At 34.9% G+C, this 24855-nt stretch carries 21 protein-coding genes and 2 pseudogenes; 6 read left to right on the plus strand and 17 right to left on the minus strand.

Annotation, left to right across the window (positions count from 1 at the left end; translation table 11 throughout):
* The first annotated feature begins 79 nt into the window (after positions 1-79).
* Positions 80-1531, plus strand: coding sequence for an FAD-dependent oxidoreductase (locus DN394_RS16490; RefSeq protein ID WP_098209188.1), 1452 nt, complete (start codon positions 80-82; stop codon positions 1529-1531).
* A 230-nt stretch (positions 1532-1761) separates the two neighbouring features.
* Here the strand turns inward: DN394_RS16490 and DN394_RS16495 are convergent, their stop codons facing one another.
* The 5 genes from DN394_RS16495 to DN394_RS29205 form a co-directional block, all read right to left on the minus strand.
* Positions 1762-2142, minus strand: a complete 381-nt coding sequence (locus DN394_RS16495; protein WP_098705599.1) for a hypothetical protein — start codon at positions 2140-2142, stop codon at positions 1762-1764.
* 382 nt (positions 2143-2524) lie between these two features.
* Complete coding sequence (locus DN394_RS16500; RefSeq protein ID WP_098209187.1) at positions 2525-2791, minus strand: ArsR/SmtB family transcription factor; 267 nt, start codon at positions 2789-2791, stop codon at positions 2525-2527.
* A gap of 175 nt (positions 2792-2966) precedes the next feature.
* The gene (locus DN394_RS16505; RefSeq protein ID WP_098209199.1) at positions 2967-4319 is read right to left on the minus strand and encodes an anti-sigma-I factor RsgI family protein; all 1353 of its coding nucleotides are present in this window, start codon (positions 4317-4319) and stop codon (positions 2967-2969) included.
* Positions 4312-5034, minus strand: a complete 723-nt coding sequence (sigI, locus tag DN394_RS16510) for an RNA polymerase sigma factor SigI (protein WP_098209186.1) — start codon at positions 5032-5034, stop codon at positions 4312-4314. Before sigI ends, DN394_RS16505 begins: the two co-directional genes overlap by 8 nt.
* A 106-nt stretch (positions 5035-5140) precedes the next feature.
* Positions 5141-5320, minus strand: coding sequence for a hypothetical protein (locus tag DN394_RS29205; RefSeq protein ID WP_098209185.1), 180 nt, complete (start codon positions 5318-5320; stop codon positions 5141-5143).
* A 217-nt stretch (positions 5321-5537) separates the two neighbouring features.
* Between DN394_RS29205 and DN394_RS16515 the strand changes: the two genes are divergently transcribed.
* A complete protein-coding gene (locus DN394_RS16515; protein ID WP_000834521.1) occupies positions 5538-5744 on the plus strand; it encodes a hypothetical protein in 207 nt (68 codons plus the stop codon).
* A gap of 68 nt (positions 5745-5812) precedes the next feature.
* Here DN394_RS16515 and DN394_RS16520 read toward each other — a convergent pair whose 3' ends face one another.
* Positions 5813-6091: a hypothetical protein gene (locus DN394_RS16520; RefSeq protein WP_033709650.1), complete on the minus strand. Its 279-nt coding sequence runs from the start codon at positions 6089-6091 to the stop codon at positions 5813-5815.
* Between the two features lie 559 nt (positions 6092-6650).
* Here DN394_RS16520 and DN394_RS29465 point away from each other — a divergent pair.
* Complete coding sequence (locus DN394_RS29465) at positions 6651-6947, plus strand: hypothetical protein (RefSeq protein WP_002142559.1); 297 nt, start codon at positions 6651-6653, stop codon at positions 6945-6947.
* 1400 nt (positions 6948-8347) lie between these two features.
* Here the strand turns inward: DN394_RS29465 and DN394_RS16530 are convergent.
* Entirely contained in the window at positions 8348-9091 is a 744-nt protein-coding gene (locus DN394_RS16530; RefSeq protein WP_033709884.1) for a M15 family metallopeptidase, read from the minus strand.
* A gap of 244 nt (positions 9092-9335) precedes the next feature.
* Between DN394_RS16530 and DN394_RS16535 the strand changes: the two genes are divergently transcribed.
* On the plus strand, positions 9336-9590 hold the full coding sequence (locus DN394_RS16535; RefSeq protein WP_000900583.1) for a SunI/YnzG family protein: 255 nt from the start codon (positions 9336-9338) through the stop codon (positions 9588-9590).
* 176 nt (positions 9591-9766) lie between these two features.
* Here the strand turns inward: DN394_RS16535 and DN394_RS16540 are convergent, their stop codons facing one another.
* Positions 9767-10399 (minus strand): ATP F0F1 synthase subunit alpha, encoded by a 633-nt coding sequence (locus DN394_RS16540; RefSeq protein ID WP_098209183.1) that lies wholly within the window; start codon positions 10397-10399, stop codon positions 9767-9769.
* A gap of 239 nt (positions 10400-10638) precedes the next feature.
* Here DN394_RS16540 and DN394_RS28990 point away from each other — a divergent pair, with 239 nt between their 5' ends.
* Positions 10639-10914, plus strand: coding sequence for a hypothetical protein (locus tag DN394_RS28990; RefSeq protein ID WP_176542362.1), 276 nt, complete (start codon positions 10639-10641; stop codon positions 10912-10914).
* An 86-nt stretch (positions 10915-11000) separates the two neighbouring features.
* Here the strand turns inward: DN394_RS28990 and DN394_RS16545 are convergent, their stop codons facing one another.
* Positions 11001-13901: a VaFE repeat-containing surface-anchored protein gene (locus tag DN394_RS16545; protein WP_149293977.1), complete on the minus strand. Its 2901-nt coding sequence runs from the start codon at positions 13899-13901 to the stop codon at positions 11001-11003.
* A gap of 1032 nt (positions 13902-14933) precedes the next feature.
* On the opposite strand from DN394_RS16545, the gene DN394_RS16550 reads away from it, so the two are divergent.
* Positions 14934-16190 (plus strand): ATP-binding protein, encoded by a 1257-nt coding sequence (locus DN394_RS16550; protein ID WP_098209181.1) that lies wholly within the window; start codon positions 14934-14936, stop codon positions 16188-16190.
* A 398-nt stretch (positions 16191-16588) separates the two neighbouring features.
* On the opposite strand, the gene DN394_RS16555 is transcribed toward DN394_RS16550, so the two are convergent.
* The 8 genes and pseudogenes from DN394_RS16555 to DN394_RS16590 all read right to left on the minus strand — a co-directional run bounded on the left by DN394_RS16555 (position 16589) and on the right by DN394_RS16590 (position 24772).
* Positions 16589-17569 carry an alpha/beta hydrolase gene (locus tag DN394_RS16555; RefSeq protein ID WP_149293978.1) on the minus strand — a complete coding sequence of 327 codons (981 nt, stop codon included), beginning with the start codon at positions 17567-17569 and terminating at the stop codon, positions 16589-16591.
* A gap of 180 nt (positions 17570-17749) precedes the next feature.
* The gene (locus tag DN394_RS16560) at positions 17750-19117 is read right to left on the minus strand and encodes a sensor histidine kinase (protein WP_000621315.1); all 1368 of its coding nucleotides are present in this window, start codon (positions 19115-19117) and stop codon (positions 17750-17752) included.
* A complete protein-coding gene (locus tag DN394_RS16565; RefSeq protein ID WP_001142154.1) occupies positions 19114-19788 on the minus strand; it encodes a response regulator transcription factor in 675 nt (224 codons plus the stop codon). The genes DN394_RS16560 and DN394_RS16565 overlap by 4 nt, the downstream gene beginning before the upstream one ends.
* A gap of 395 nt (positions 19789-20183) precedes the next feature.
* A pseudogene (locus DN394_RS29470) lies at positions 20184-20429 on the minus strand (GNAT family N-acetyltransferase); the annotation flags it as partial.
* 147 nt (positions 20430-20576) lie between these two features.
* A pseudogene (locus tag DN394_RS29475) lies at positions 20577-20693 on the minus strand (LysR family transcriptional regulator); the annotation flags it as partial.
* Positions 20694-21348: 655 nt separating this feature from the next.
* On the minus strand, positions 21349-22287 hold the full coding sequence (locus DN394_RS16580) for an alpha/beta hydrolase (protein WP_149293979.1): 939 nt from the start codon (positions 22285-22287) through the stop codon (positions 21349-21351).
* A 51-nt stretch (positions 22288-22338) separates the two neighbouring features.
* On the minus strand, positions 22339-23412 hold the full coding sequence (locus DN394_RS16585; RefSeq protein WP_000402360.1) for an LLM class flavin-dependent oxidoreductase: 1074 nt from the start codon (positions 23410-23412) through the stop codon (positions 22339-22341).
* 100 nt (positions 23413-23512) lie between these two features.
* Positions 23513-24772 carry an MFS transporter gene (locus tag DN394_RS16590; protein ID WP_149293980.1) on the minus strand — a complete coding sequence of 420 codons (1260 nt, stop codon included), beginning with the start codon at positions 24770-24772 and terminating at the stop codon, positions 23513-23515.
* Between the last annotated feature and the right edge of the window lie 83 nt (positions 24773-24855).

The following is a 24855-nucleotide window of genomic DNA, read 5'->3' on the forward strand; positions in this document are numbered from 1 at the left end:
TACAATAGATAGCATTTATAAATCTATTTACAATTTTTCACATTATCTCTTAAACAATTAAATAAATGGAGGGCATGATATGGACAATTATTATGATGTAGCGGTAGTTGGTGGTGGTCCAGTTGGACTTATGGCAGCATGTGAATTAGCTATCCAAGGCGTAAAAGTTGTTGTTTTAGAGAGAAGATTAGACCGGGTACGAAATTCTAGAGCACTCACACTACACCCCCGCTCCTTAGAATTGATGGCTATGAGAGGTATTGCAGATCGATTTTTATCTAGAGGAAAGAAATTAAATACAAGTCATTTTGCTGCCTTAGATACAAGATTAAACTTTAAAAATTTAAATACTGATTTTCCATATACACTTTTTATTCCCCAATCTATTACAGAAGAAATATTAGAAGAACGTGCATTAGAATTAGGTGTAGACATTAAACGTGGGCATACTCTAAAAGACTTAAAACAGTATGAAACATTCGTACAACTAGAAATAGAACAAAGAGACACAATATATAAAATAGAAGTTCCATATGTAATAGGAGCTGACGGAGCAAGAAGTGTAGTTCGTGAATTATCAAATATACCGTTTAATGGAACAAACACAACAACTACTGCTATATTAGGTGATGTTATTTTAGAAGATATACCAGATACTCCATTTTTATCTACTTCTAATATAAATGGGATATTAATGATGGTACCTATTACACCTGGTATATTTCGTTTTGCAATTGTTGATCCTAAGAATCAGACAATACCCGTTCATGTTGCTGTTACAGAAAAGGAATTTATAGATAGTATTTATAGTATTACAGGTGAATATATTCAAATTAAGAGCACAATATGGCTTTCTCGTTTTGGCAATGCAACCAAACTAGCAAATGCTTATCAACATAAGCGTGTATTCTTAGCAGGCGATGCAGCACATATTCATTTCCCTGCTGGAGGACAAGGCTTGAATGTAGGTCTACAAGATGCTTTTAATATAGGATGGAAATTAGGACTCGCAATAAAACACAAAAAATATGAAAGTCTATTAAAAAGTTATCATATTGAACGACATGCTGTGGGAAAACAATTTTTCAAAGAAGTACAAGCGCAAGAACAATTAATGATAAACTTTTCAAACGCAGGAATGGAATTAAGGGCGTTATTTTCGCACTTACTTACATACCCCGAGATAAATAACGATTTATCTGAAAGAGTAAGTGGTTTAGGGGTTAGGTATTCGTCGATGCACGATACAGAAAGGCATCCATTGATAGGAAAAAGATGTACAAATCTCACTATTTCTTCTCTAAATAAGAAAATTTATAAACTCTTTGAATTAATGCAGGATGGTAAATTTATCTTATTAATACACCCTTCTTATATAGATAAGATAAATAAAATAAATATTGATTCACACATAAAGGTGATAGTAGGAGAAATACAAGATTCCAAGTTAAAAAATATAGATACCGTTTTGATTCGACCGGATGGTCACATAGCCGACATTGAGTATAACAAGGTAGATAACTGCGAATAGTCCAGAAAAATGATTATCCATTGTATTAGTGATACAAGATAAATTCACTTTTATAAAACGAAAAGAATCCTATTTATTTAGGACTCTCTTCGTTTTGCCCATCTCACTATTTATAAAAACATATCTACAAGGGAAGAAACACTACATTTACAGTTAACTATAAAATCCCGTTCCAAAGGACTACCCAAAACTCCCCACCTACATACTCTCATGATCAAAAATATTTGTCTCTATTTCATATAAAGTATGATAAGCATCCATAAAGATAAAGAACAAAGGATAGCAAGCACTATACGAGTAGATAGTACCCTTACTTCAAAATCGGTTTTCTTGGATGGTTCAGGATATGCAATTACATAAATCCCTTTTAATAGTGCAAGCCATGCAATAAGTGTAATGAGTCCCTGCCAATTAAGTGTCCAAACATTATGTAGGATAACAGTACCTAACCCGAGGAAAATTGATAGAAAGCCATACATAATTCCAAATCCTCTGTCTTCTACCACTAATTTTTTCAGTTCACGTAGTATAGATGGTCGCACAAAAAGTATCCCTGAGATGGTAACCGTTATCCAACCCCAAAAAAATCCTAAAAAAAGGCTTACCTCCATTATTACTCCACTCCTTTCAATTACATTTATATTTCAGTTATTTTCCCTTTAGTATTAGATCTATAGATAAAAAACTAAAAATGTAACTTTGGAGTAAAGTCGTACTCTTTATAAAATATTTCATGTGCACATAAATAACCCTTCACCTTACTAATTTTAATAAAATAATATTAAATTTAACAAGGTGAAGATTATACAATATTATTAAATAAATAAAATAATCTAATTAAGAAGTATAACAAATTAATAACCAGTCTACATACAACTTATGTTAGTAAGAAAATCACATACACTTATACATATTACTTTTGTATAAAATCTTAAAAATTGCAGTCACAGAATTACTTTAGCATCCTCCTCTTAATCTCTAAACAATCAGCATTTAAACTAAACATGCTAATATTGATTTTGTACGCTTATCCGTTACTTCATAATAAATTTCTAATCCCTTCCGAGTACCTGTAACGACTTTAGTAGCTTTTAGTTTAGATAAATGTTGACTAATTGTACTTTGAGGCATTTGTAATGTTTCATACATTGTCGTTACGTTAATAGGACCTTTGGCAAGCATTATTTTTACTAATGATAAACGGACAGGATGTGCTAATACCTTCAATACTTCAGTGATTTCTTCATACATTTCTTTCATATTTTTTCTCCCCTTTTATATAAATATTATTGATATCCATATATATAATTCGAAAGGATATACGATTTTGTGTCCGTCATTTTAAAAAAACATTAAAAAATCTCTTCAGAGTGAAAGAATCCTCCCTTTTCTATAGATTTTTCTTTCACTCTATATTATGTGGTAGGAACTTTCCTTACTGAGACCCTCTTCCATTGTTCTCTTGCTGGTGCCCATTATTTCCTTGCGATCCTCTTCCATTGTTCTCTTGCTGATTTCCATTATTCCCTTGGGACCCTCTTCCGTTGTTCTCTTGCTGATGGCCAATATTTTCTTGCGATCCCCTTCCGTTGTTCCCTTGCTGATTTCCATTATTTCCTTGGGATCCTCTTCCGTTGTTCTCTTGCTGATTTCCATTATTTCCTTGGGACCCTCTTCCGTTGTTCTCTTGCTGATTTCCATTATTCCCTTGAGACCCTCTTCCATTATTCTCTTGCTGATTCCCATTATTTCCTTGCTGCGATTCTCTTCCGTTGTTATCCTGCTGATGTCCACTATTCCCTTGCGATCCTCTTCCGTTGTTCCCTTGCTGGTACCCATTATTCCCTTGAGACCCTCTTCCGTTGTTCCCTTGCTGATGGCCACTATTTTCTTGCGATCCTCTTCCGTTGTTATCCTGCTGATGTCCACTATTCCCTTGCGATCCTCTTCCGTTGTTCTCTTGCTGATTTCTATTATTTTCTTTTATTTGCTCCGATTGTTGTTCCTTAGATTGCTTTTGTTCTATATACTCTTTCTTCTCGTTGCTTTCTTCTTTTACAGGAGATGCGTCCGATGATGCATCAGAAGACGACTTTTGTTGCTCTTGATTAGACGGCGTTTCAGATGGAGTAAGCGATTTTTTCTTCTCATTCTCTTGTTTTATATAAACGCCCGTTCCAACTCCTTCTTTCTTGGCATCCTCCCGTATTTGCATCGTACTGCTTTGATATTCGACTGTAACATGTTTTATCTCATATTCTTTCTTTAATTCCTGCATAGCCTTTTCCAACTGTGGTTCTAGCGACTTGTCCTTTGCAACAGCTGTTAGCATGACTTGCTTATCATTGGTTAAGTACTTATCCTCTTGACTTTGCTTTATAATAGTCCGTATTACGTCTTGCAATTGTTTATTTTCCCATTGCTTCAATTCTTTTAAAATACGCCTTCCATCATCATTACACGCTTGCAAATCTATAACGCGAAGGTCCTTCGTTACGCTCACCTCTAAACTTGGATTTATATCAACTGAGACGTAAGCAAATACTTTTTCTTCCGGTTGGTTGTAGAAAAATAACAGCGCACATAGAAAACAAACAACAAGTAATGATGCTGGCTTTAAGAAATAAGGGATTGAAAAACGCGATGCTTTTTGTTCTTGCTCATCAAATGAAATTTCCTCTCCAATCATGCAAGAATCCCCTTTTCTTTTACACGTAATAAACTCTCCATTTGGTGTTAAAACAACTACGCTATGTTGTTTTATATCCATCACAATTCCTTTATTCATCATGCTTCCCTCCCCTTATATAATCAAGAATGTATGTATAGTTGTTTGCGAAGATAATACACATTGCAATGATATATTTTCTATGCCGTTCCAACGTTTTACGACTTACCCTAACACGCGGTTCAATATGTTTCAGCGGTAACTTTTTCTTTCGGAACAGCTCCTCCATCATTTCCTCTTCTTTTATAATAATCTTCACAATTTCTATTAAATGCTCACGCGTGTCACGATGCTTAGGAGATTCTTTCGCAAGCTCTGAAAATGTGATTTTAAACTCAGCTAACACACTTTGAAAATGAAGAATTTCCTCCTTACGATTACTATTCTCTATTTCCTTCATATACTCCGTAAGCGATACTTGCATTTCTAACATTTCCTCTTGCTCATCTTCTTTTAAAAAGACACGGTTATGTTTAGACTCCTTGCGTATATAGTCAATTACATCTCTTTTTATAAGAAGATCAGCAAACGCTAGAAAAGATTTTCCTTTTTTATATGAATACTGTTCAATTGCTTCGTTAAACGCAAACAGTCCAATACTATATTCATCATCCTGTTCTGTAATATATCGGCGGCAGACAGACGAGATTGATTTTCTAATAAACGGCTGATACTGTATGATAAATGCTTCCCTATCTCCTCCGTTGTTTTGTATGTTACATACGATATCTTCTATTTTCGGTTTTCTTAGGATCTTCATTACTAAACTTAACACTAGTAATCTCCCAGCCTCCTTCAAATAGCAAAAAGGCCACTAAACAAGCGACCATTTAACCATATTTTGTAATTATTTTTCTTTTGGTTTGTCCTCTTGCTGTTGCTCATATTTTTCGAGGCCGATTTTTTATATGACTATTTTTTCCACTTGTACTAAAGTGACGTCTGTATTTTGTACTGCTTTCTTGTTTGCTTTTGCAATGCCACTTGCTCTTTTCTATTTTAGCTGCAATCTTTGAATAACTCTTCGCTATATTTTTGGTAATTTTAGCTTTTTCTTTCATTTGTTTTCTTCTACTTATATATATTCGAAAGAACAAATAATTTTATGGGGGTCAAAAAAATATTTTTTTATAAAATAGTTATTTTTTCAAAAATAAAAACCATAAATTAGAAGAAACTTGTTATAACTCCTCCTTATGGTAATTCCTTTGTAAACCTTTTTATTTAAATGTATAATTGTATTAAAAGCCTAAAATTTCAGAATTGGAGGACGGCGTCATGAAAAGTTTTGGTACGTTAGTAATCTCTACCGTCATTTCAGCAGGCTTAGTGTATTATAATATCGATTCCTTTTATAATAAATTTACATCCGGGAATACATATTACTGGGTAAACGGTATCCTAGCTGCTGGATTCCTTATATCCTTAATTATCAACATAAAAGATATCATCAAGAAAAACTACACAACTTCTGAATCAAATTAAGGAGCCTATTATGGTTCCTTTTTCTATGCAAAATAACAAAACAGCTGTTAAGCTACTTTGAATTCTTCTTATCCCCAAATGAAATGATATATATACTCTCCCGTTACACGTTCATTAATTCCAGCGATCCTAGCGAATCTCATTAAGTCCGCCCCTTGAAGAAAATACACCGAGATCGTAACTGGTACTTGTGACCACATGAATTGATAAAGCTCATTCACTCTCTGATTCGTCGAAACAATTAAATCATTTACAGGTCCATGATTCCATGCAGAGGTTTGAACCGAAGTGAACGGAAGGTCTTTCCCATTAACCACTATTCTTACCACACTTTGAGTTATGTCCATAACAATCCCCTTCACCATTACAGAATTTAGACCTGTTTCTATACTCATATTCTTGATTAATAATAAATGTTTAAGGCAAACCCCTATTTTCATTTCTACTCAAGAACAATTTATTTGATAAAATAAAAAAGCAGCGCATTCGCTACTTTAAAATGTCCATTTTGTTCAAATTCACGTTTAATGTGTACTAATTTACTAATTTATGTTTTTTCTTCTAAATAGACCAACGATATATTATAATCCTCTATATACCCAAGGAGGTTTACCATACTTAATTTTCATAAAACATTCCCCATCTTAGGATTCTTTTGGTTTTTATACTATTTCATTGGCCTCATCTTTTTATTACTATTCCTTAGCGTGTCGTAACAGCGCTTATAAATATATGTTTAATTTCTATATAACAAAGAAAAAAGCATTCATGTCCCATTGTTATTCCTCGCTTTTTATTAAAAGGATTATTTTGTTAAAAAATTGATTCTAATTTATAACCTCTATCTTTTTCTTTTATTTCCCATTAAAATTGAGTAAAACTATTTTGAAAACATAGGAGAAAGCTATGAAGCATAACCTCAATCTATGGTCCTTTATATGCTCTTTGATTTGCGTTGGACTATTCCGTTTATATTTTGAAATCCCACTTGAATTATTCAAATTTTTCACGGATTCATTACACATTCACCCTTTATTTATATTACTAGTTTTAACAATAGGAACTTTTTTTGCTGGCATTATAGGGTTTTCTAAGATGAATAATTGGATTGCGATGCTTAGGAGTGTAGCAACAGTCTTACTAACATTGTTATTATCAGTGTTTTTAACACTAACTTTGATTGTGGGTTATGCATTAAGTTAAACATAGTTTTTTATGAGTAAAACTCAATATTCCGTCAATAATATAGATGACATTAGATTTTTCTCCTTGTTTCCCCTTGGAGATGAGCAGTTAGTTTTGGCTAACTGCTCTTTTATTTATAACAAAGATAAGATTCTTTAGAATGATTATTCTTTATTTCTCAATATAAGGAGCCTTGGATTTTCATTAAAACTCCTGTAGTATATGAACAAAGAGTAAGGTAAGAGTTACTCTTTGCCATTTTAGGAAAGGTTCTGTTGGAAACAACAGGACCTTTTTTCGTAAAGAGATGGTTTTGTTTAATTTCTCACCACTAACCACAAAAAATATCTTATAATCGTTATATAATAAATTAAAATAACGGATTAGGAGTAGATCAAATGCCAGTTACACTAGAACTTATTCTTTTCATTCTTCTAGCAATTAGCGCTATTGGCTATTTAGTAAAAGAATTTCAAAAAACTAGGAAAAGAACACTTGGAATTTCACTAGAATTCTTGGTTCTTTTCTGGTCAATATGGAGAATATCGACTATCATAATCTGATTTGTAAAACATGAATTCCTTCGAATAAAAATCAATATTATGTCCATAATGTTGATAGGCTGTATGCCAAAATCCATTTAGTTTTCTCTGTATCTCCTTGTATTGAGCAGTTAGTTTTTGCTAGCTGCTCTTTTATTTATGAAAAAAGATAAAATTTTTTATAATGTTTCTTCTTTATTTCTCAATATAAGGAGCCTTGGATTTTTATTAAAACTCCTGTAGTATATAAACAAAGAGTAAGGTAAGAGTTACTCTTTGCCATTTTAGGAAAGGTTCTGTTGGAAACAGCGGAACCTTTTTTCGTGATTTAAAGGTACTAAGACAAAATGAAATATTTACCATGAAGGTAGTTGTTAAATATTTTACGCTTATACAGTATAATGGGATAGTTATTGTGTATTGGCATTAAGAGGAGCGTCCTGATTAAGCGCTTCTCTTTTTTTATAAAATAGCTCCAAATTACTTGGACACATTTACCAGTTTATTCAACACAAATATCATGTTAAAATCCCTTGTGAATACGACATAACTCAACTTGGTGAAGCTCTGTAATATTTCCTGTAGGGCTTCTTTTTTTACAAGCAGTTATTTCATTAAGCTGACTACCTTGTTGTGCAAAATAACGATTTTGTTCACTTTTTTGATACATTTATAAAACATTCATATGTTATCTTCAGTAAGTTCTATTTCCTTTATAATATTGTGTGAAGTATACCAACGAACGAAGCCTAAAAAACTCTAATGAAGTGATGAAAAAAACCTAATTTCTCTACAAAACATTGAGAAATTAGGCTTTTTAATAGAAAAATTAGCATTCATAAACAATGAATACAGTTTAACTCTTCAATTCTATTTTCACAGATTCATATATTCTTCTAAAGTCAGTTTTTCCTTATATATATTTTCAGCAATATCTCCTACATAGCGAATATGCCAAGGTTCATATGCATAACCCGTAATACTTTCCTTCCCCTTAGGATAACGAATGATAAACCCTGCACGATGCGCGTTTTCTTTCAGCCATTTTCCTTCCTTCGTATTCGCAAAGGATAGCTCTAGTTCATTGTTCGCACTTTTAGAAGAAACATCCATCGTTAACCCTGTTTGATGTTCGCTATGCCCTGGCTTTGCAGAGAAGCGATCCGTATGCTCTTGCCCTTTCTTTTTAACATTGTTGGCATACAGACCTTTTTGATACTCATAGGAACGAAATCCTGAAACAGCATTCAACTGGATCCCATCTTGCTTAGCTAAAAGGAATAGTTTTTCTAATGCTTCCGCTGCTTCTTTACGAAGATGACTCTTTTCTACCGTTCCACTAAATGAGAACGGTACATTTGGTACAACTAAATCCTCTGGCATATAGTCTTCGGGTAAACCATATTCCTTATTTACTACAGCCTGTATACTAGCAAAGGAACTTGCTATCTTATTTGAGGTCCCATTTTGCTTACTATTTTTTTCTTTATTTATGGAGTTTTCACTAGTTTCATGGTTTGTCTTATATGGTTCTTTACCAATAGATATATTGGTGTAAATGATAAAGATACCTAACATTACTACTATACAAGTTAAGGTTCCTACTAATTTAAGTCTCATCATTCATTTCCTTCCTGCAACTCCTACTGTTACTCATTCATCATACTTCAACCATATCAAATCCATATTAATTCCCTGTGAACTTTTCTTCATAACGTATTCCTTAATAGATTGACAGTATATCTTCCCTTTCTTTTGGCACCCTTAAAATATCAGCTCTATTCATACATGTAGAAAAATAATCTGAAAATTTTTATAATAAGATAAGAAGTGTAGCATTCTATTATAGAAAGGTCTTGGTATAATGCTAGGTATTGATGTCAAAAAAACAAAAGAAGAGTTAATTATTTCATGGCAATTTGCGGAGGTCACGATTCCATTACGTGATATGATTGAGGTTACCGAAGATGCTACCTATGCGGGTGTTGAAGAACCAAGTGCAATCCGTATCGGAACAGCATATGGGACAACTGATCGTATATTAATTAGAACTGTAAAACAAAACTATGTATTATTTACTACGAATAAAGTGTCGATTTTAAAAGCTATTCTTGCTTAAATATGGTCATATAAATAGACTCAAACAAAGTTCGAATAAAGCAAAGGAGAGAAGTCATAGAATAGACTCCTCTCCTTTGTTTAATCGAAATAAATTTTATAATCCATACTCACTTCAGTATAGTTTTTACAACATAAGTACGTCTTACTGTTTTGATTCTAATATTACTAATCTTATTAAGACCAAATCCACACATCATCATTATTTTGAGTGCTATTGTTTACCTCATGCACTTTTTCGATATGATCAACTGTGTTGTAATTAATAGAAATGCCGCCCCAACCTACATACTTCATATCAATTTTAACTTTCTCACCTGTTTTAAATACTTGTCCCTTTGTTAAGAACACGTCAATAATGTCTTTCTCCCCATTTAGTGATGGATACTCAACAACGACATATTTAGTAGCACTGTCTTCCATCATACCTACTTCTGATACTTCACCAATCACATAATTAGGTGAGCCATTTTCTTTCAAATGCATACCTAATTTGTTTGTAGTATTTTCAACTTCTGTTGCAACCATATATTCCGTAAAATTACGCATCATAGATCCAGTCGCTTTTACTTCGTCTCCTACTTTCACATTCGAAAGATTTTCTATATACACACTAACAGGTTCTTCATATTGTTTAGATTTCACAACAATCACACCATGATCCACTTCTACAACGTGTCCTTCTAATGTCGAGAAATTCGTTTCAATAGAAGCTGCACTCGCTTTTGTTGCTTCTAATCCTGGTAGATTCGTTCCTGATAATGCTGCGAACCCTAAAGCACCTGCTAAAATTAATTTTTTCATACCCATTCTATAACATCTCCATTCATGATGATTGTATTTGTTTGATTGGTATCGACCAACCTGTAACTATTATAGTTACAGGTTGGTCGATATTGCAACCATTTTATTCATGCAATCCTGCATACTACATTTTCGCAATATATCTATGTAATTTTCTTATGCCTGTTTCTAACTAACAAAAAATAACTTGATAAGGTAATTAAAAGACCTACTATTTATAATGAAATCCTCGTTAGAACACAAAAATGCAAGAGCGTTATAGTAAATACAAAATTAAAAGGCTAGTACTTTATTTTTTTGGTAAAATTATCTTCATAGAGATAACAGGAAAGGATTTGTTGCTTTATCACGGCAGAAAAAACACAGTTTGTAAAAAAAGAGCATTATATCCCCAGTTCTCTATGAGACCTTTTGAAATAGCTAAGGGATTTTGTCTCACAGTGAATTTAGAAGCTGACACTTTGGAAGCTAAGGAAAAGAAAACAGGGAATTATTACAACAACTCAAAAATAAGCAAATAGATTAAAATACTGTAAATAGGACTAAATTATTAACATAAAAAATAAGCACATCTTGTAAAAAAACAGATATGCTTATTTTTTAATTTTTATGCATGTTTACGTTTTAGGAAAATCACTCCACCAACAATTAACAATAATGCACCTGCAGCCATAGAGATCCAACTTGTAAGGTCAGCGCCTGTTTGCGGTAACCATCCAATTTTAGATTGAATTTCTTTCTTAGGTTGTGGTTGCTCTTTAGGTTGCTCTGATGTTGGAGTATTTTTATCTGGATTCGGCTGTTCTGGTTTAGGTTGTTCCAGTTTTACCTCTTTAAATTTCACTGTTTGTCCCTTATCTTCAAATTCAGCGTGAATAGCTACTAAAATATTATCTTGATACAGTTCTTCAAATACTACTACTTCTTTACCTTGTAATGCAGAAGCATTAAATGTGAAATCTAATGTGATAGAACCATTTTTTTCTTTTGCAGTAAACTTAGATTCTACTGTTACTTCTTTATCCTCAACTAATAATGGTTTTTTTGTTGCTTTATCCATTAGTTTGCCTTTTACAACGTACTCTTTACCCACGATTAAGTCTTTGTATTCCACTTTATCTTGGATTGTTACAGATTTAGAAGCATCTAACTCTTTAGAACCATCAGCTTTGTTTGTAGCAGTTGTTTTTACTGATGGCTTAACGAACTTAACTGTTTGACCTTTATCATTGATATCAGCATGTGTAGTAACAACTTTTCCGTCTTTCAGTAACTCTTCGAATACTACTATTTCTTTTTCTTCTAAACCAGTTGCATCAAAAGTGAAATCTAGTGTAATAGAACCATTTGCTTCTTTTGGTGTAAACTTAGTTTCAGCAGTTACTTCTTTACCATTTACAACTAATAGTTTATTAGTCTCTTTATCCATTAATTTACCTTTTAAAGTGTACTCTTTACCTACTTGTAGGTCTTTGTATTCCACTTTATCTTGGATTGTTACAGACTTAGAAGTGTGCATTTCTTTTGTACCATCGGTTTTATCAGTAGCTGTTGTTTTTACTGATGGAATCTTTTCATCTTTGACAATATGTTTAATGATTTGACCATTCTCTTTGATCTCAAAAGAGAATATTTCTTCATTCAATACATAACCTTTTGGTGCAACAGTTTCTTTATATGTGTATTTTCCAAATGGTAACTTTTCAAACTTCGCGATACCTTTATCGTCTGTTTTCCCTTTAACTACTTCTTTTCCTGCTTCATTATAAATAGTAAACTCTGCATTCGGAAGCTTATTGTTTCCATCAGCTACATCAACTTTTGTAATTTCCAGATCACCTTTGATAAGATGATTAACTGCTAATAGCTCAATAATTTTTCCGTGTTCCTTTATTTCGAACACAATTGGTTCTGTAATAAGAACGTAACCATTTGGAGAAGCCTTTTCTACAAATGAATATTTACCATACGCTAAATCTTTGACGTTAACTTCACCATTTTTATCTGTCTTATATTCCCCAATTACTTTCCCGCTTGCATCTTTTAGCTCGAATACTGCACCTTCTAATTTTTTACTGATATCTTCATTATCTACTTTTAGTAATTTCACACTACCTTTCACTTCTGTATTTTCCACTGTAAAAGTAAGTGTTTTATTGTGCTCTTTAATTTCAAAAGGATACTTTGTTTTATTTCCAATATATCCATTAGGTGTTTTTGTCTCTAAGAAATAATATTTACCATACGTAAGACCATCAACATTTGCAATTCCATTTTCTTTTGTTACTACTTTTTTCACTTCTTTTCCATCTTCAGTAAAGACCGTGAATGCAACATTAGGTAACATCTTACCTGAATCACTAAGTTTTTTTATTTCGATGTTACCTTTTACTTTGTTGTTTACTACTTGAACAGCTCCTATTTCCCCTGTCTTAACTTCAATAGTTTGTGGTTTATCACCTGAAACATAACCTGTTGGTGCTTTAATTTCTTTTACTGTGTAGGTACCAATTGGTAGGTTATTTAATTCTGCAGTACCATCAGCACCCGTCGTGATTTTTCCAACTGATTCATTATTTGCATTAAAGACTTCAAATACTGCACCAGCTAATATTTCTCCATCTTCCCCAACCTTTTTAATTTTTAAAGAACCAGCAGCTTCCCAATTTACTGCAAGGTCACTACTAAGCTTTTCCTCATTTCTTTCTAGTAGCACTGTAGCATTCTGAACAGTATCAGTACCGCGATAAGTAATTGCTTGAACTTTAGTTAAATTTGCAGCAACACTTAGATTAAATTCACCTGTTTTTGTATCTTTAGGAATTTGGATACGGAATTTTTCCCCAAGTAAAAGCTGATCTTTCACTTCTCCATTTTCACTAACAATTTTAACTCCATTAGGTGCATTTTTCGCTACTACTTTATAAGAACCACTCTTAGCATTTGTTTGTACTGTGTATAGGTTTGTTTCAAAAAACTCACCCTTTAATTCTGCCTTTTGCTTTTCAGCAGGAATCACATTCATAAAAATATCTTGAGTATCTTCACTTGTATTCGCAGCATTAATAATTGTCTTAGCCGCTTTTTCAACATTTTTATTTTCATGCTTTAATTCATTTACATCAAGTTGACCTAATGCATTCCAAACCGCAAGCTGAGTTGCATAATGTGCTTCATTCTTATTAGCTACCCCCAGTTGTTCTATACTTTTTTGTGGGAAACCATTTAATAGAACCCTATATACTACATTATCTGTTTTCCCCATTTCAGGAAGATCTTCACCATTTGGTGATTTTAAGCCTAGAGTTAAACAATAGGCAATTTGACCGCTTGAATTTTTAATAATTTCAGTTCGAATGTACTTACCTAAACTGTTGCTATAACTCCAGTTCATTGAATACTTTTCATGCGTCATAACCTCTGCATTTGCCTTCGGTAGAAACACATTAAAGAATAATGCTAGTACTGATAATAATGCAAAAACTCTTTTAACAACTCTTCTCCCCAATTTTAAAACCTCCCTAGATAAAATGAATCTGATGTATTATTCAAATATTTAAAATAATCACAACAAAGATATTTCATATTATAAGACATAAAGTTACAAATATTATATTATTTTTACAAATTATTTATTTTCTCAACATCCCCTATAAATTATGATATTAAAACATTTCAATTCACAAAAGTAACAATATTAGGATACCTTAACAAAATAAGAAACTTGGTAAAATACTAGAATAACGGTAGTTGGAGTACGGAAACGATTCTTGGCATGAAGGACCACTACAAAGACATTTTAATATGTAAACAGATATTTTCAGATTGAATATATGTATTAATAATGAATTTTTATTGCATTTACACCTGCAATGTTTATATAAAAGATAGTAAATTATGTTTTTATAGGATTTTTTCTATTAGTTTACTGGAAATTTGCATTATTATGTGACAATAAATATCATTGTATTTAATATAAAATGATAAAAAAAAAGATACGTAGATAATTATTTGAATTTTAAATTAATTAATTAGTTATACTAAAATTAGTATTTAAAATATTAGTAAAAAAGTAACAACGTTATTACGAAGTTCGAATATTGGTCTAAGTACCCTAGCATCTCAATGATAACCTCTGGAATACTTTTACGTTTTTAAATAAATTAAAATAACAAAAAAATAATAATTTTTAATTTTTTCTTTGTAATTTAATAAGTTACATGTTAATATGGCGAAGGTTATAAAATGAATTTCGCCATACACAATGTTTTTTCGGAATATTCACTCCAGAGAAACGTAACTATTTCTGTAATTTGCTTCATCTTTTACCTATACAAGGGCTACTTTCAATTTTTTTATTCATAAGTAAAAGTAACTTTTTATTTCTATCTTCCTCATCGATTTTAATATAAATGGTAAAAAAGCACTTTTTCAAGTGCCCTTCCTTTTCTTTTTTAAAGATAGAAAATCTAATAAAACCAAACACCTAGATTAAACACATACATAATCCTACTTACAAACTCGCAGAGAGGCATAAACTATGGGAATTCCTACACTATTATTAAATACATTTATTATTATTATTTGTATCCTTAGTTACCAAGTATTTTGGCTAGAACATAAAGAAAAAATGGCATGTAATAATATATTAATTTCTGTACTTTCCTCCATTGCAATTATTTTTTGTATGACTTTTCCTTTTCATTTACACGCTGGGTTCATTTATGATTTACGTTTTATTCCCATTATATTAGTTTTTCTATATGGAAATACAAAGAGCATTATTTGTATTGGAGTTTTATATCTTTCTTATAGATTTTACTTAGGTGGAAGCGGAGTCTTCCCATCATTTATTATCTTTACTATTATTTCTGTTATTACAATCATGTTTCGTTACTTGTCACCTACTTATTTCAAGGAAAAGAAGATATTATTAAGTATTCTACTTATTTTGATATGTACAACTTCCCTTTCTATCTGCGGTATTGTAACACAAATAAATACAGGTGGTAAAATTGACTCTACTCTCATCGAATTTTTAATCAATTATATAATCATAAATGTTTTAACAGTATTATTATCAGTTTATTTAATAGAAGGAATGATCGAGAAATATAAAATAAAAGAAAGAATGCAAAGAGCAGAAAAATTTTATATAGCTAGCGAACTAGCTGCATCGATCGCGCATGAAATTCATAATCCACTGACCACGGTACATGGATTCACTCAATTACTAAATGAAGATGAGAGCGCTAAGATGTCTCAAGATAAGTACTTAGAAATTATGTTACTTGAAATGCAGCAAATACAATCTACTATTAATAACTATTTATCTTTAACCAAACCACAAAACATTATAAAAGAAGAACTAGATATTAATTACATATTAAATCAAGTGAAAGATAATATTTCACCACTCGCTCTTTCATATAATGTTGAAATAAAACAGCATATTACAACAGATTCCCTTTACATAAATGCTAATCCTGAAAAATTAAAAATATGTCTAACCAACATCATACAAAATGGAATTGAGGCTATGAAAAATGGTGGCGTATTACAAATAAATATACAAAAAATAAAAGATAATATTGTAATTGATATTATTGATACAGGAATAGGAATGTCTTCCCAACAAATAAAACGTATTGCCTTGCCATTTTATTCAACAAAAGAAAAAGGTACTGGGCTTGGTACTATGATTGCGTACAGTATTATTAAAGAATTAAACGGAGATATAGAGATAGAAAGTGAACTAGGAAAAGGAACACACTTTTCTATCACTATCCCCTGCTAATATAGTAGAAGATTTATTTAAATGATATTATTTTGTAGCTAATATAACCATATAAAAAGAAGACGTAACTATTCGTCCTCTTTTTATATGGTTCTGGTGCAAAAATGTTAGTTAGAAACATAGAGTAGCAATTTCCTTTTCATTTCTATTTTATGAAGCTAAGCCAAACAATTTATGAATAAATTCTTTCTCGCTTTGTACAGATTTGTCCGGTAAAACAAGTGGTTCTGTGCAAAAATAAAATACATATGAAAATGAAACCCAATGGCTTTCAGGCGAAAGTATAATCTTGGTTTGGAAATATACAACTGTTTGGACATAAAAAAGACCATCGAAATGATGGTCTTGCAGACTGTAGACAAATGCATAAAATAACGAATGAACCTTTCTCTGAACACTTACTTTACTTCTTTCATAAATAGTCTAACGTTTTCAGCGATTTCTTTGAATTTGGTATGGTGTAAATAATGTGATCCATCCATGGTTACTACTTTTCCATGTAACGAGTCTTTGATCTGCCCTTCATGCAGAGGTATCCATCCTGCTACATCTTCATTATTCGCTTGTACAAAGAGAAGAAGTGGAAGATATTTAGGGAAGATTAAAACTTGAGCCCCTTTAAAATTAGACGAAATGTGGTCCATCTCATTCAAGGTTGTGTCATTATACATGTTTTTATTCGAAATCATTTTCATTTGCTCTACGGTTTTTTCATCAAATGCCAGTCCAGCATAGGGGTCAGCACTGATTTTCATAGCCAATCTTAAGAGGCCTGATTTTTTGAGATATGCAAACGTTTTTAATGGGAAATTGATATCCATACCCGGTTGTGTTGCAACACTGCTATCGATTCCGACAAATGCAGTCACCTCGTTTGGATATTTGTTCACATAATCAATTCCATAAATACCTGTAATGGAGTGGCCCATGAGCATGTATTTGTTAATATTAAGCTGCTGTAGAGCTTCATGAACTTCACTTACCATATTCTCCGTGGTTCGCTCTTTTACAGTTTCATCACTTAATCCATAACCGAAAGGCTCTACCGCAACAACTTTGTAAAATGGAGATAATTCATCGATAAGAAGCTTAAAATCAAGCCCTGGAGTAGCTGTTCCATAACCAGGCAGGAGCACGATCGTTTCCTCGCCCTCGCCTTGAATTAACACATTCATGTTTTTCCCGTCTACAGATACGTGCTGCCCGTAGGGCACTATTCGTTTTTGCTCCGAATGACTACTCATCACATTTACGATATAAACAATACCTAAAAAAAGTACAATGGCTAGAACGATTGCTCCTATGATTTTAAGTAAGATGTTTCGCACTTTCTTTATTTTCATTCCACTCAGCCTTTTCTTTTCCTCTTGTTGTGTCACTGTCATCTTCTCCTGTCCTGATCTGTTTGCCTTCCTTCATGTGCCTGTAATGAAAACTTAACCAATGAAGATGTACTCACCATGACGACAATATGAACTGAATATGAACTGCAAAAAAAATGCTACGATTCATATGCAAGTAAGCTTGCATATGAATCGTAGCATAGAGAATGAATCTAACTAATCTGTTGGTGTAGTGATTGGCAAGGTGACAATGAAGGTCGTTCCTTGACCAAGTTCACTTTTCACTCGGATGTCACCTTGATGAAGCGACACGATTTGTTTAACGATAGCGAGTCCCATACCACTTCCGTCATACTTACGACTGTGGGAACGATCGGCCTTAAAAAAACGCTCGAATATACGCTTCTGGTCGTCAAGGTGAATACCAATACCAGTGTCGGATATTAGGATTGTCACGTTTTTGATATCTTGTTTGATGCTTACGTTAATCACGCCGGCATCCTCGGAAAATTTGATGCTATTTCTGAGGATATTCGTCCATACCTGATTTAACAGATCATGATCAGCCGTTACTTTAACTGTCTGTAAATCAAGCTCGAAATGTATATCGCGAGCAGACCATTGTGGCTGGAGCGCCACAATTATCCGTCGGATTTGTTCATCGAGGCTGAGCGTGACGAGCCGCAGTTGCTTTGACTGCGATTCAAGAAAACTCAGCTTTAGCAGGTTATCGCTCATTTTGGACATCCTTTTCGCTTCAGCGATGATAATATCAAGATAACGGCTTCGTTCGTATTCTGAGAGGTCAACTTGCTTAAGCACTAGAGCATAACCGGATATCGAAGTGAGCGGAGACTGAACCTCGTGCGACACGTTCGTTACGAATTCCCTGCGCATCTGCTCAAGTTGCTGCAGATCGTGCATCATTTCTTCGAAGCTGCGAGCCAAAGTACCCAGCTCACTCGTTTGCTTAATATTCAACTTGACGTTGAAATCTCCAGATGCTATCCGCCTGGTCGCTTTTGTCAGCTTTTTTATCGGTCTTACCAGGAATACAGAGGCAACTAGAATCAATAAGCTTCCTGCAATCAACGAACATGTTGCAAAGACCAATGCCCACTTTGTGACAAAAGAGGCTGAAGGAGGGGCGAGCGCTTCCAAAAATATCGCTTTCGTTCCCATCTCCGTTTTCAACGGCAACCCTAAGAGGACCGTGGCAATACCATTAGGAGTGTCCTGAACAACACCTCCATCTAATACTTTCTTTAGTTGCTCCATCGTCACAGGCGCAGGTTTGTGTCCGTGAAGTTTACCGTAAGACTTGAACTGACCCGTTGCTTCGTAAATTCGAATATAATAAGAATCGAGCTGCTTCATTTCACTTACGAACAAGTCCGCTTCACGTAACGGAAAGGTCTTGTAAATCCGGACGATGTCTTGGCCAAAGTTACGTGAGTTGATTTGAGCGTTTTCGTTCAATTTATCTTCGAATATCCAAGTTGACACAAAAAAAGAAATGGTCGTGCCCCCGATGATGGAGACTAAAAATGTCAGGACAACACGTATATATAAGGATCTGATCATTCATAAACCTCAAGCCGATACCCAAGCCCGCGCACCGTTTCGATCCGAAAATCGGGTGTTGTCGCGAACCGTTCACGCAGCCGTTTAATATGTACGTCTACCGTTCGATCATCTCCGGCGTAATCGATACCCCAAATCTGATCGATCAACTGCACGCGCGTATAGACTTGTCCGGGTGTTCCAGCGAGCTTATACAGCAATTCGAACTCCTTTAGCGGCAACGTAAGCGACTCCGTCCCTTTCATCACCTTATAGGTCTGTCGATCAAGGATGACGTTCCCTAAATGAATCGTCTGCGTGGAGCCAATCTTGTATCGTTTGAGTAGTGCCCTAACACGAACCGTCAACTCTAACGGATCGAATGGTTTGGTTAAATAATCGTCCGTCCCAAGTTCGAAACCTTTCACTTTCTCCCATGTTTCTCCTCTCGCAGTCAGCATAAGTAAAGGTAGATCAGGATTGGCTCTTCGGAGCTCCTTGCTTAACGTCCAACCATCCATAATCGGCATCATAATGTCAAGTACGACAAGATCGACATTCGTTGAGATGTAGACGGCCAGTGCTTCCTTGCCATCCGCTGCTTCAGCTGTTGCGAATCCGTCGTTGCGTAGAAATAAACAGACGAGTTCGCGAATGTTCGCATCGTCGTCAGCAACTAGTATAGTAGGCATCGGTTCCCTCTTTTCCCTGTTTTCCCTGTTTTCCACCGCATTATTTCAAGCAATCATTATACTATAAATTAACACGTATGTTGATTAGCCAAAGTAATACAGTTTCTTGATTTATCGACCTGTAGAATTCAAGTGTTTCTTTCAAACTAATTTGCCACTCAATTGACAAGACTTCACAAAGAAACAGGCGTGTGAAACCTGCAAATGACAAGCATTTATTTTGTCTTTTGGCCTTGTGCACGAAGAAATTTCAGCAAAGCATAGGCAATTATAGCTGTGAATAACTGATTGAACAACGCATTGGATGTTGTGCCAAACAATACGGAAACGTTCAAATTCAGCTAAATCCAGCGGAAAAATGATTCAATTGCCCAGCGCTATTTGTACATGGCGGCGATTCCTTCGGACAGATAGATTGGTAGAACACATATTCCCCAAACTACTCCAGTAATTACAGCATCTAAAATAACACGTCCCATATCCACTAATTATTTTTCATCAAATGCGTAAATGGCGTATCAACTTTGATTGCACATTCGTTCCAAATCATTACTTGTTAATTTAAGTGAATTCCACCATAAAGATTCATATAGGTTTAGTAATTAGTCAAAGTTATTAGGGTGTTCCGTCGTGTAATTTATATATTACTATATAATTACCTCTTGATTTTTTTATATTATAGTTCTACATTAACACATAATATATAACTTTTTCTCATTGCTTCTTGAACTAATCTGCTCCGTTCAAGAAGAACCCTATCAGTTTAAATAACTCAGATTTCGGAAAAATTAAATCAATTCAAATGATACCCACCTTTTAGTAATCTCAGAAAATTTCTTAGTCGCGAATGAGGTTGGTTTTCTTATAGCTAATCCAATAGTTCGATAGCTATCACTTTCAAATGGAGAAATATATTTCAATAATTCTTCATTAAGATGGGAATTAAATAACTCAACTTTCGCACCTATAAAATAAGCAGGGAGATTTAGCTATATTGAATTTAGAGTCTATCAATTGTGTACTGTACAACTTGAGTAAAATGAAAAACACCTCGATCCTTGGTATAGTGAGATTACCTAGAAATCACTACCACAGAAGAGGTGCCTTAACTACAATAGCTCAAAACAACCAATATCATCAACTACCAAAAGAACTTAATTCTATTTTTTCCGAGCTTGAAATGAAGATCCAGCTAAGGATGCAGTCTATCGCTTCTTATAAACGGTGCCAATGTTCAATTGGCGCCCTTTCCTGCTGCTGTTTAGTATGAATGCGATTAAAAAAGTAACTCGACTTATGAAAAAAACGCTCCAAAGTGTTGATTGTGCTTATCATTGTAACTGCAGTAAAAAAGTTGAATTGCTAGCACACTATTTTGAAACCTTGGTTAACTATTCCACCTTTGAAGTATTTCCTGTTTTTAATCAATGAGTAAGGGGCAAAATTTAAAGTATATGGTGGCACTATTTGTACTTCTTTCTGTAATCTCTACTCATCGAATAAATTTAGAGCTATCACTCATGCCTTCAGTTGAACACCCGATGAATGAACTAAGATAAGTTATGGATGAAGCGCCCGTGCCATCGCATCAAAATAATTCTGACTGGCACGCTGACTCACTTCGGCTTCAGGCACAAGTACTTCAAAGCAATGGAAGCAGCCGGGGTAGAGATGAAATTCAACATCTACTCCTGCTTGTGCAAGTCGTGTTACATATTCAATAATTTCATCTCGGAATAAATCGAGTTGACCTACACATGTATAAGTTGGCGGTAGTCCTGCTAAGTTGTCTGCTCTCGAAGGTACGGCATAGGGAGATGGTTCGTTAGTATCGTTCTTCTTTCCCAAGTACATATTCCAAGCCGTTAAATTGTTTGATCTATTCCATGTTGCATTGTCTTCTATAATCTCATAGCTTGATGGTGTTATGTTGTGGCTATCAAGCATCGGATACAGCGGCATCTGAAAAATAATAGATGGACCTCCTTTATCACGAGTCATTAATGCAAGCGCTGCTGTTAGTCCACCGCCTCCACTTGCACCGGCAATCGCAACTCGATTCACATCAATTCCAAGCGAGTCTGCCTCATTTGTCATCCAAACCAAGCCTGCATAACAATCTTCAATAGCCGCCGGATAAGGATGTTCGGGCGCAAGTCGATAATCGACAGACACAACAACGCATTCAGCAGTCTGAACAAAGCGTTCACACAAAACATCGTCCATATCAGGGTGGCCCATTACGTATCCACCACCGTGAATCCACAGCATAGCTGGAAGTTTATCAAGATTCTTCTCAACGGGTTCGTAAATTTTAACTAACATCTCGCCGGCTGCGCCAGGAATCATTCGCTTGGTCATGTTTACAAGCTCTGATTTTTCCAAATGTGGATTCGACAAGAGACTTCGACTCGACTCTAAATCCCCCTCTAATTGAAAGCCTGGAAATTGTGAGAAAGCCTGTTTTAATTCTGGTAATACTCGACTGTCAATTTTCATATAAATTCCTCCAGTTAAATAATGAGACTTGATGCAATCCTTATCGAATAATTAGCGGAATAGATGTGTCTCCTGTTCTCCTTCAGCTTCCCATTTGGCAATTTCCTCTCTTACACGAGGGGCAACTTCTGTTCCAAGCAATTCTATGGCACGCATGACTTGATCATGTGGCATGGTACTTAATGGTACATACATCATAAAGCGTGTAATCCCTACATGCTTACGAAGATGGATGATTTTTTCGGCGACTGTATCTGGATCACCAACATACAACGCCCCTTCAAAACTTCGTGCAGTATCAAAGCTGGAACGATCATAATAAGGCCACCCCCGCTCTTTACCAAGTTTATTCATGCCTGCCTGAGTGGAAGGGAAAAATGTATCTGCTGCCAATTCTGTATTCTCTCCAACAAATCCAATCGAATGAGACCCCACCTGAAGTTTTGATACATCATGACCAGCGTGAGCCGCCGCTTTCTTATATAGTTGTACAATTCGTGCAAAATGCATTGGGCTACCACCAATAATCGCCAGCATAAGTGGTAATCCCAGAAAACCGGCACGGATAGCAGATTCCTGATTCCCACCGCTACCAACCCATATCGGTAAAGGATGTTGAACAGGTCTTGGATACACACCTAAATTATTGATTGCCGGTCGATGTCTGCCTTCCCAAGTCACTTTTTCGGACTGACGTATTTTGAGCAGTAGGTCCAAATGTTCTTCAAACAGTTCATCATAGTCCTTCAATTCATAACCAAACAGTGGAAAAGATTCGATAAAGGAACCACGCCCCGCCATAATCTCTGCACGTCCATTTGAAATGCCATCCAGTGTAGAGAAATCCTGAAAAACACGCACAGGATCAGCTGAAGAAAGCACGGTTACTGCACTCGCAAGCCGTATCTTTTTTGTTTGTGGTGCCGCCGCTGATAGAACCATCGCTGGAGAGGATGCTGCATAATCCTCCCTATGGTGCTCACCAACACCAAACACATCAAGTCCTACTTGATCAGCAAGAACGATTTCTTCAACAACTTCACGCAATCGCTGTGCGTGACTTATCACTTCACCACTATGAACATCTGGTTTCGTTTCTACAAAAGACGTAATACCTATTTCCATTTGTTATCTCTCCTAGTCTAATTAGATTTTAAGTCAAAAAAATTAATCATTTCCTTTATGGAAGTAACATGTTTCTCATATTGGCTAACACACGTTTATTTCATAAAATCTTAACTCGTCTGGTCATAGCCCAAAAAAGAAGAGCGAAAGCACTGACAGAGGCTCCGAGTAAGGAAACCCCTCCCCAACCAAAGTGTGCGTATATTTGAGTCGAAGCAATTGAACCACCAGCACTGCCGATAGAATAAAAAACCATATATCCAGCAGTAAGTCGACTCCGTGCTTCTGTATGCAATGGAAGAATCATGGTTTGATTCGTAACATGTATTGCTTGTACGGCCAAATCAAGTAGAATTATCCCTATCACTAATGCGATTAATGACTGCTCCATATAGCTGATGAACAACCATGAAATCAATAATAGAGCTAAAGCAATGCCTGTCGTTCGTTGTCCGTAACCTTGATCGGCCAATTTCCCTGCCCGTGCCGCAGCTAAGGCTCCAGCCACACCTACAAGACCGAATGCACCAATTGCACTATGAGATAGAGCAATTGGCGGTGTACTAAGTGGCAGTACTAGTGAAGTCCACAAAATGCTGAAATCAGCAAAAATCAGCATGGCTAGAACGGAGCGAACGCGTAACGTTCGTTCTTGAATAAATAAAGTAAGCACCGATCTAATCAACTGAAGGTAGGATAGCGATTTTACCTCGCGCTCAACATTGGGCAACATCTTTATAAACATAAAAACCAGCAAAAGCATGAGCGCAGCAGAAAATAGATATACAGAACGCCATCCCACAACATCTGTTAATATACCAGCAAAAGTACGTGCAAGAAGTATACCAATAACAATTCCACTTGTTACAATGCCAACGACACGTCCTCTTTCTGTAGGGGAAGCGATGGTCGCTGCAAACGCCACGAGAGTCTGTGTCACAACTGCAAGCAGACCCACCAAAGCCATACCTGCGAAAAGTACCATACTGGAAGAAGCAGTACCAACTATAACCAGAGCTGTTGTAGATAATAGCATCTGACCGACAATTAGACGTCGCTGGTTTAGCAAATCTCCAAGCGGTACGAGTAGTAGTAAGCCCACTCCATAAAAAATTTGTGTAACGGTAATAACAACACCAATAATGGAATGGTTAATACTAAACTCATTAGATAGTTGATCAAGCAACGGCTGTGCAAAGTAAATATTGGCAACAGACATTCCACAGGCAGTCGCAAACAATAATGCCAAAGCGTGAGACATGGATGGCTGTTGATTCAAATTAGGTTTTGTTATGGAAGATTTATGACTTATCTTAGTGTAGAATGGCTCATCTTCTATATTTGTCTCTGTATTGCACATACCTTAACCTCCAATACATTAGATTTTTACCAATAACATACCGTTCGGTACGATATGTTATTGGTAAATATAACTTAGCCTTA

This window comes from Bacillus sp. BB081 (assembly GCF_008368895.1).
Taxonomy (GTDB): Bacteria; Bacillota; Bacilli; order Bacillales; family Bacillaceae_G; genus Bacillus_A; species Bacillus_A wiedmannii.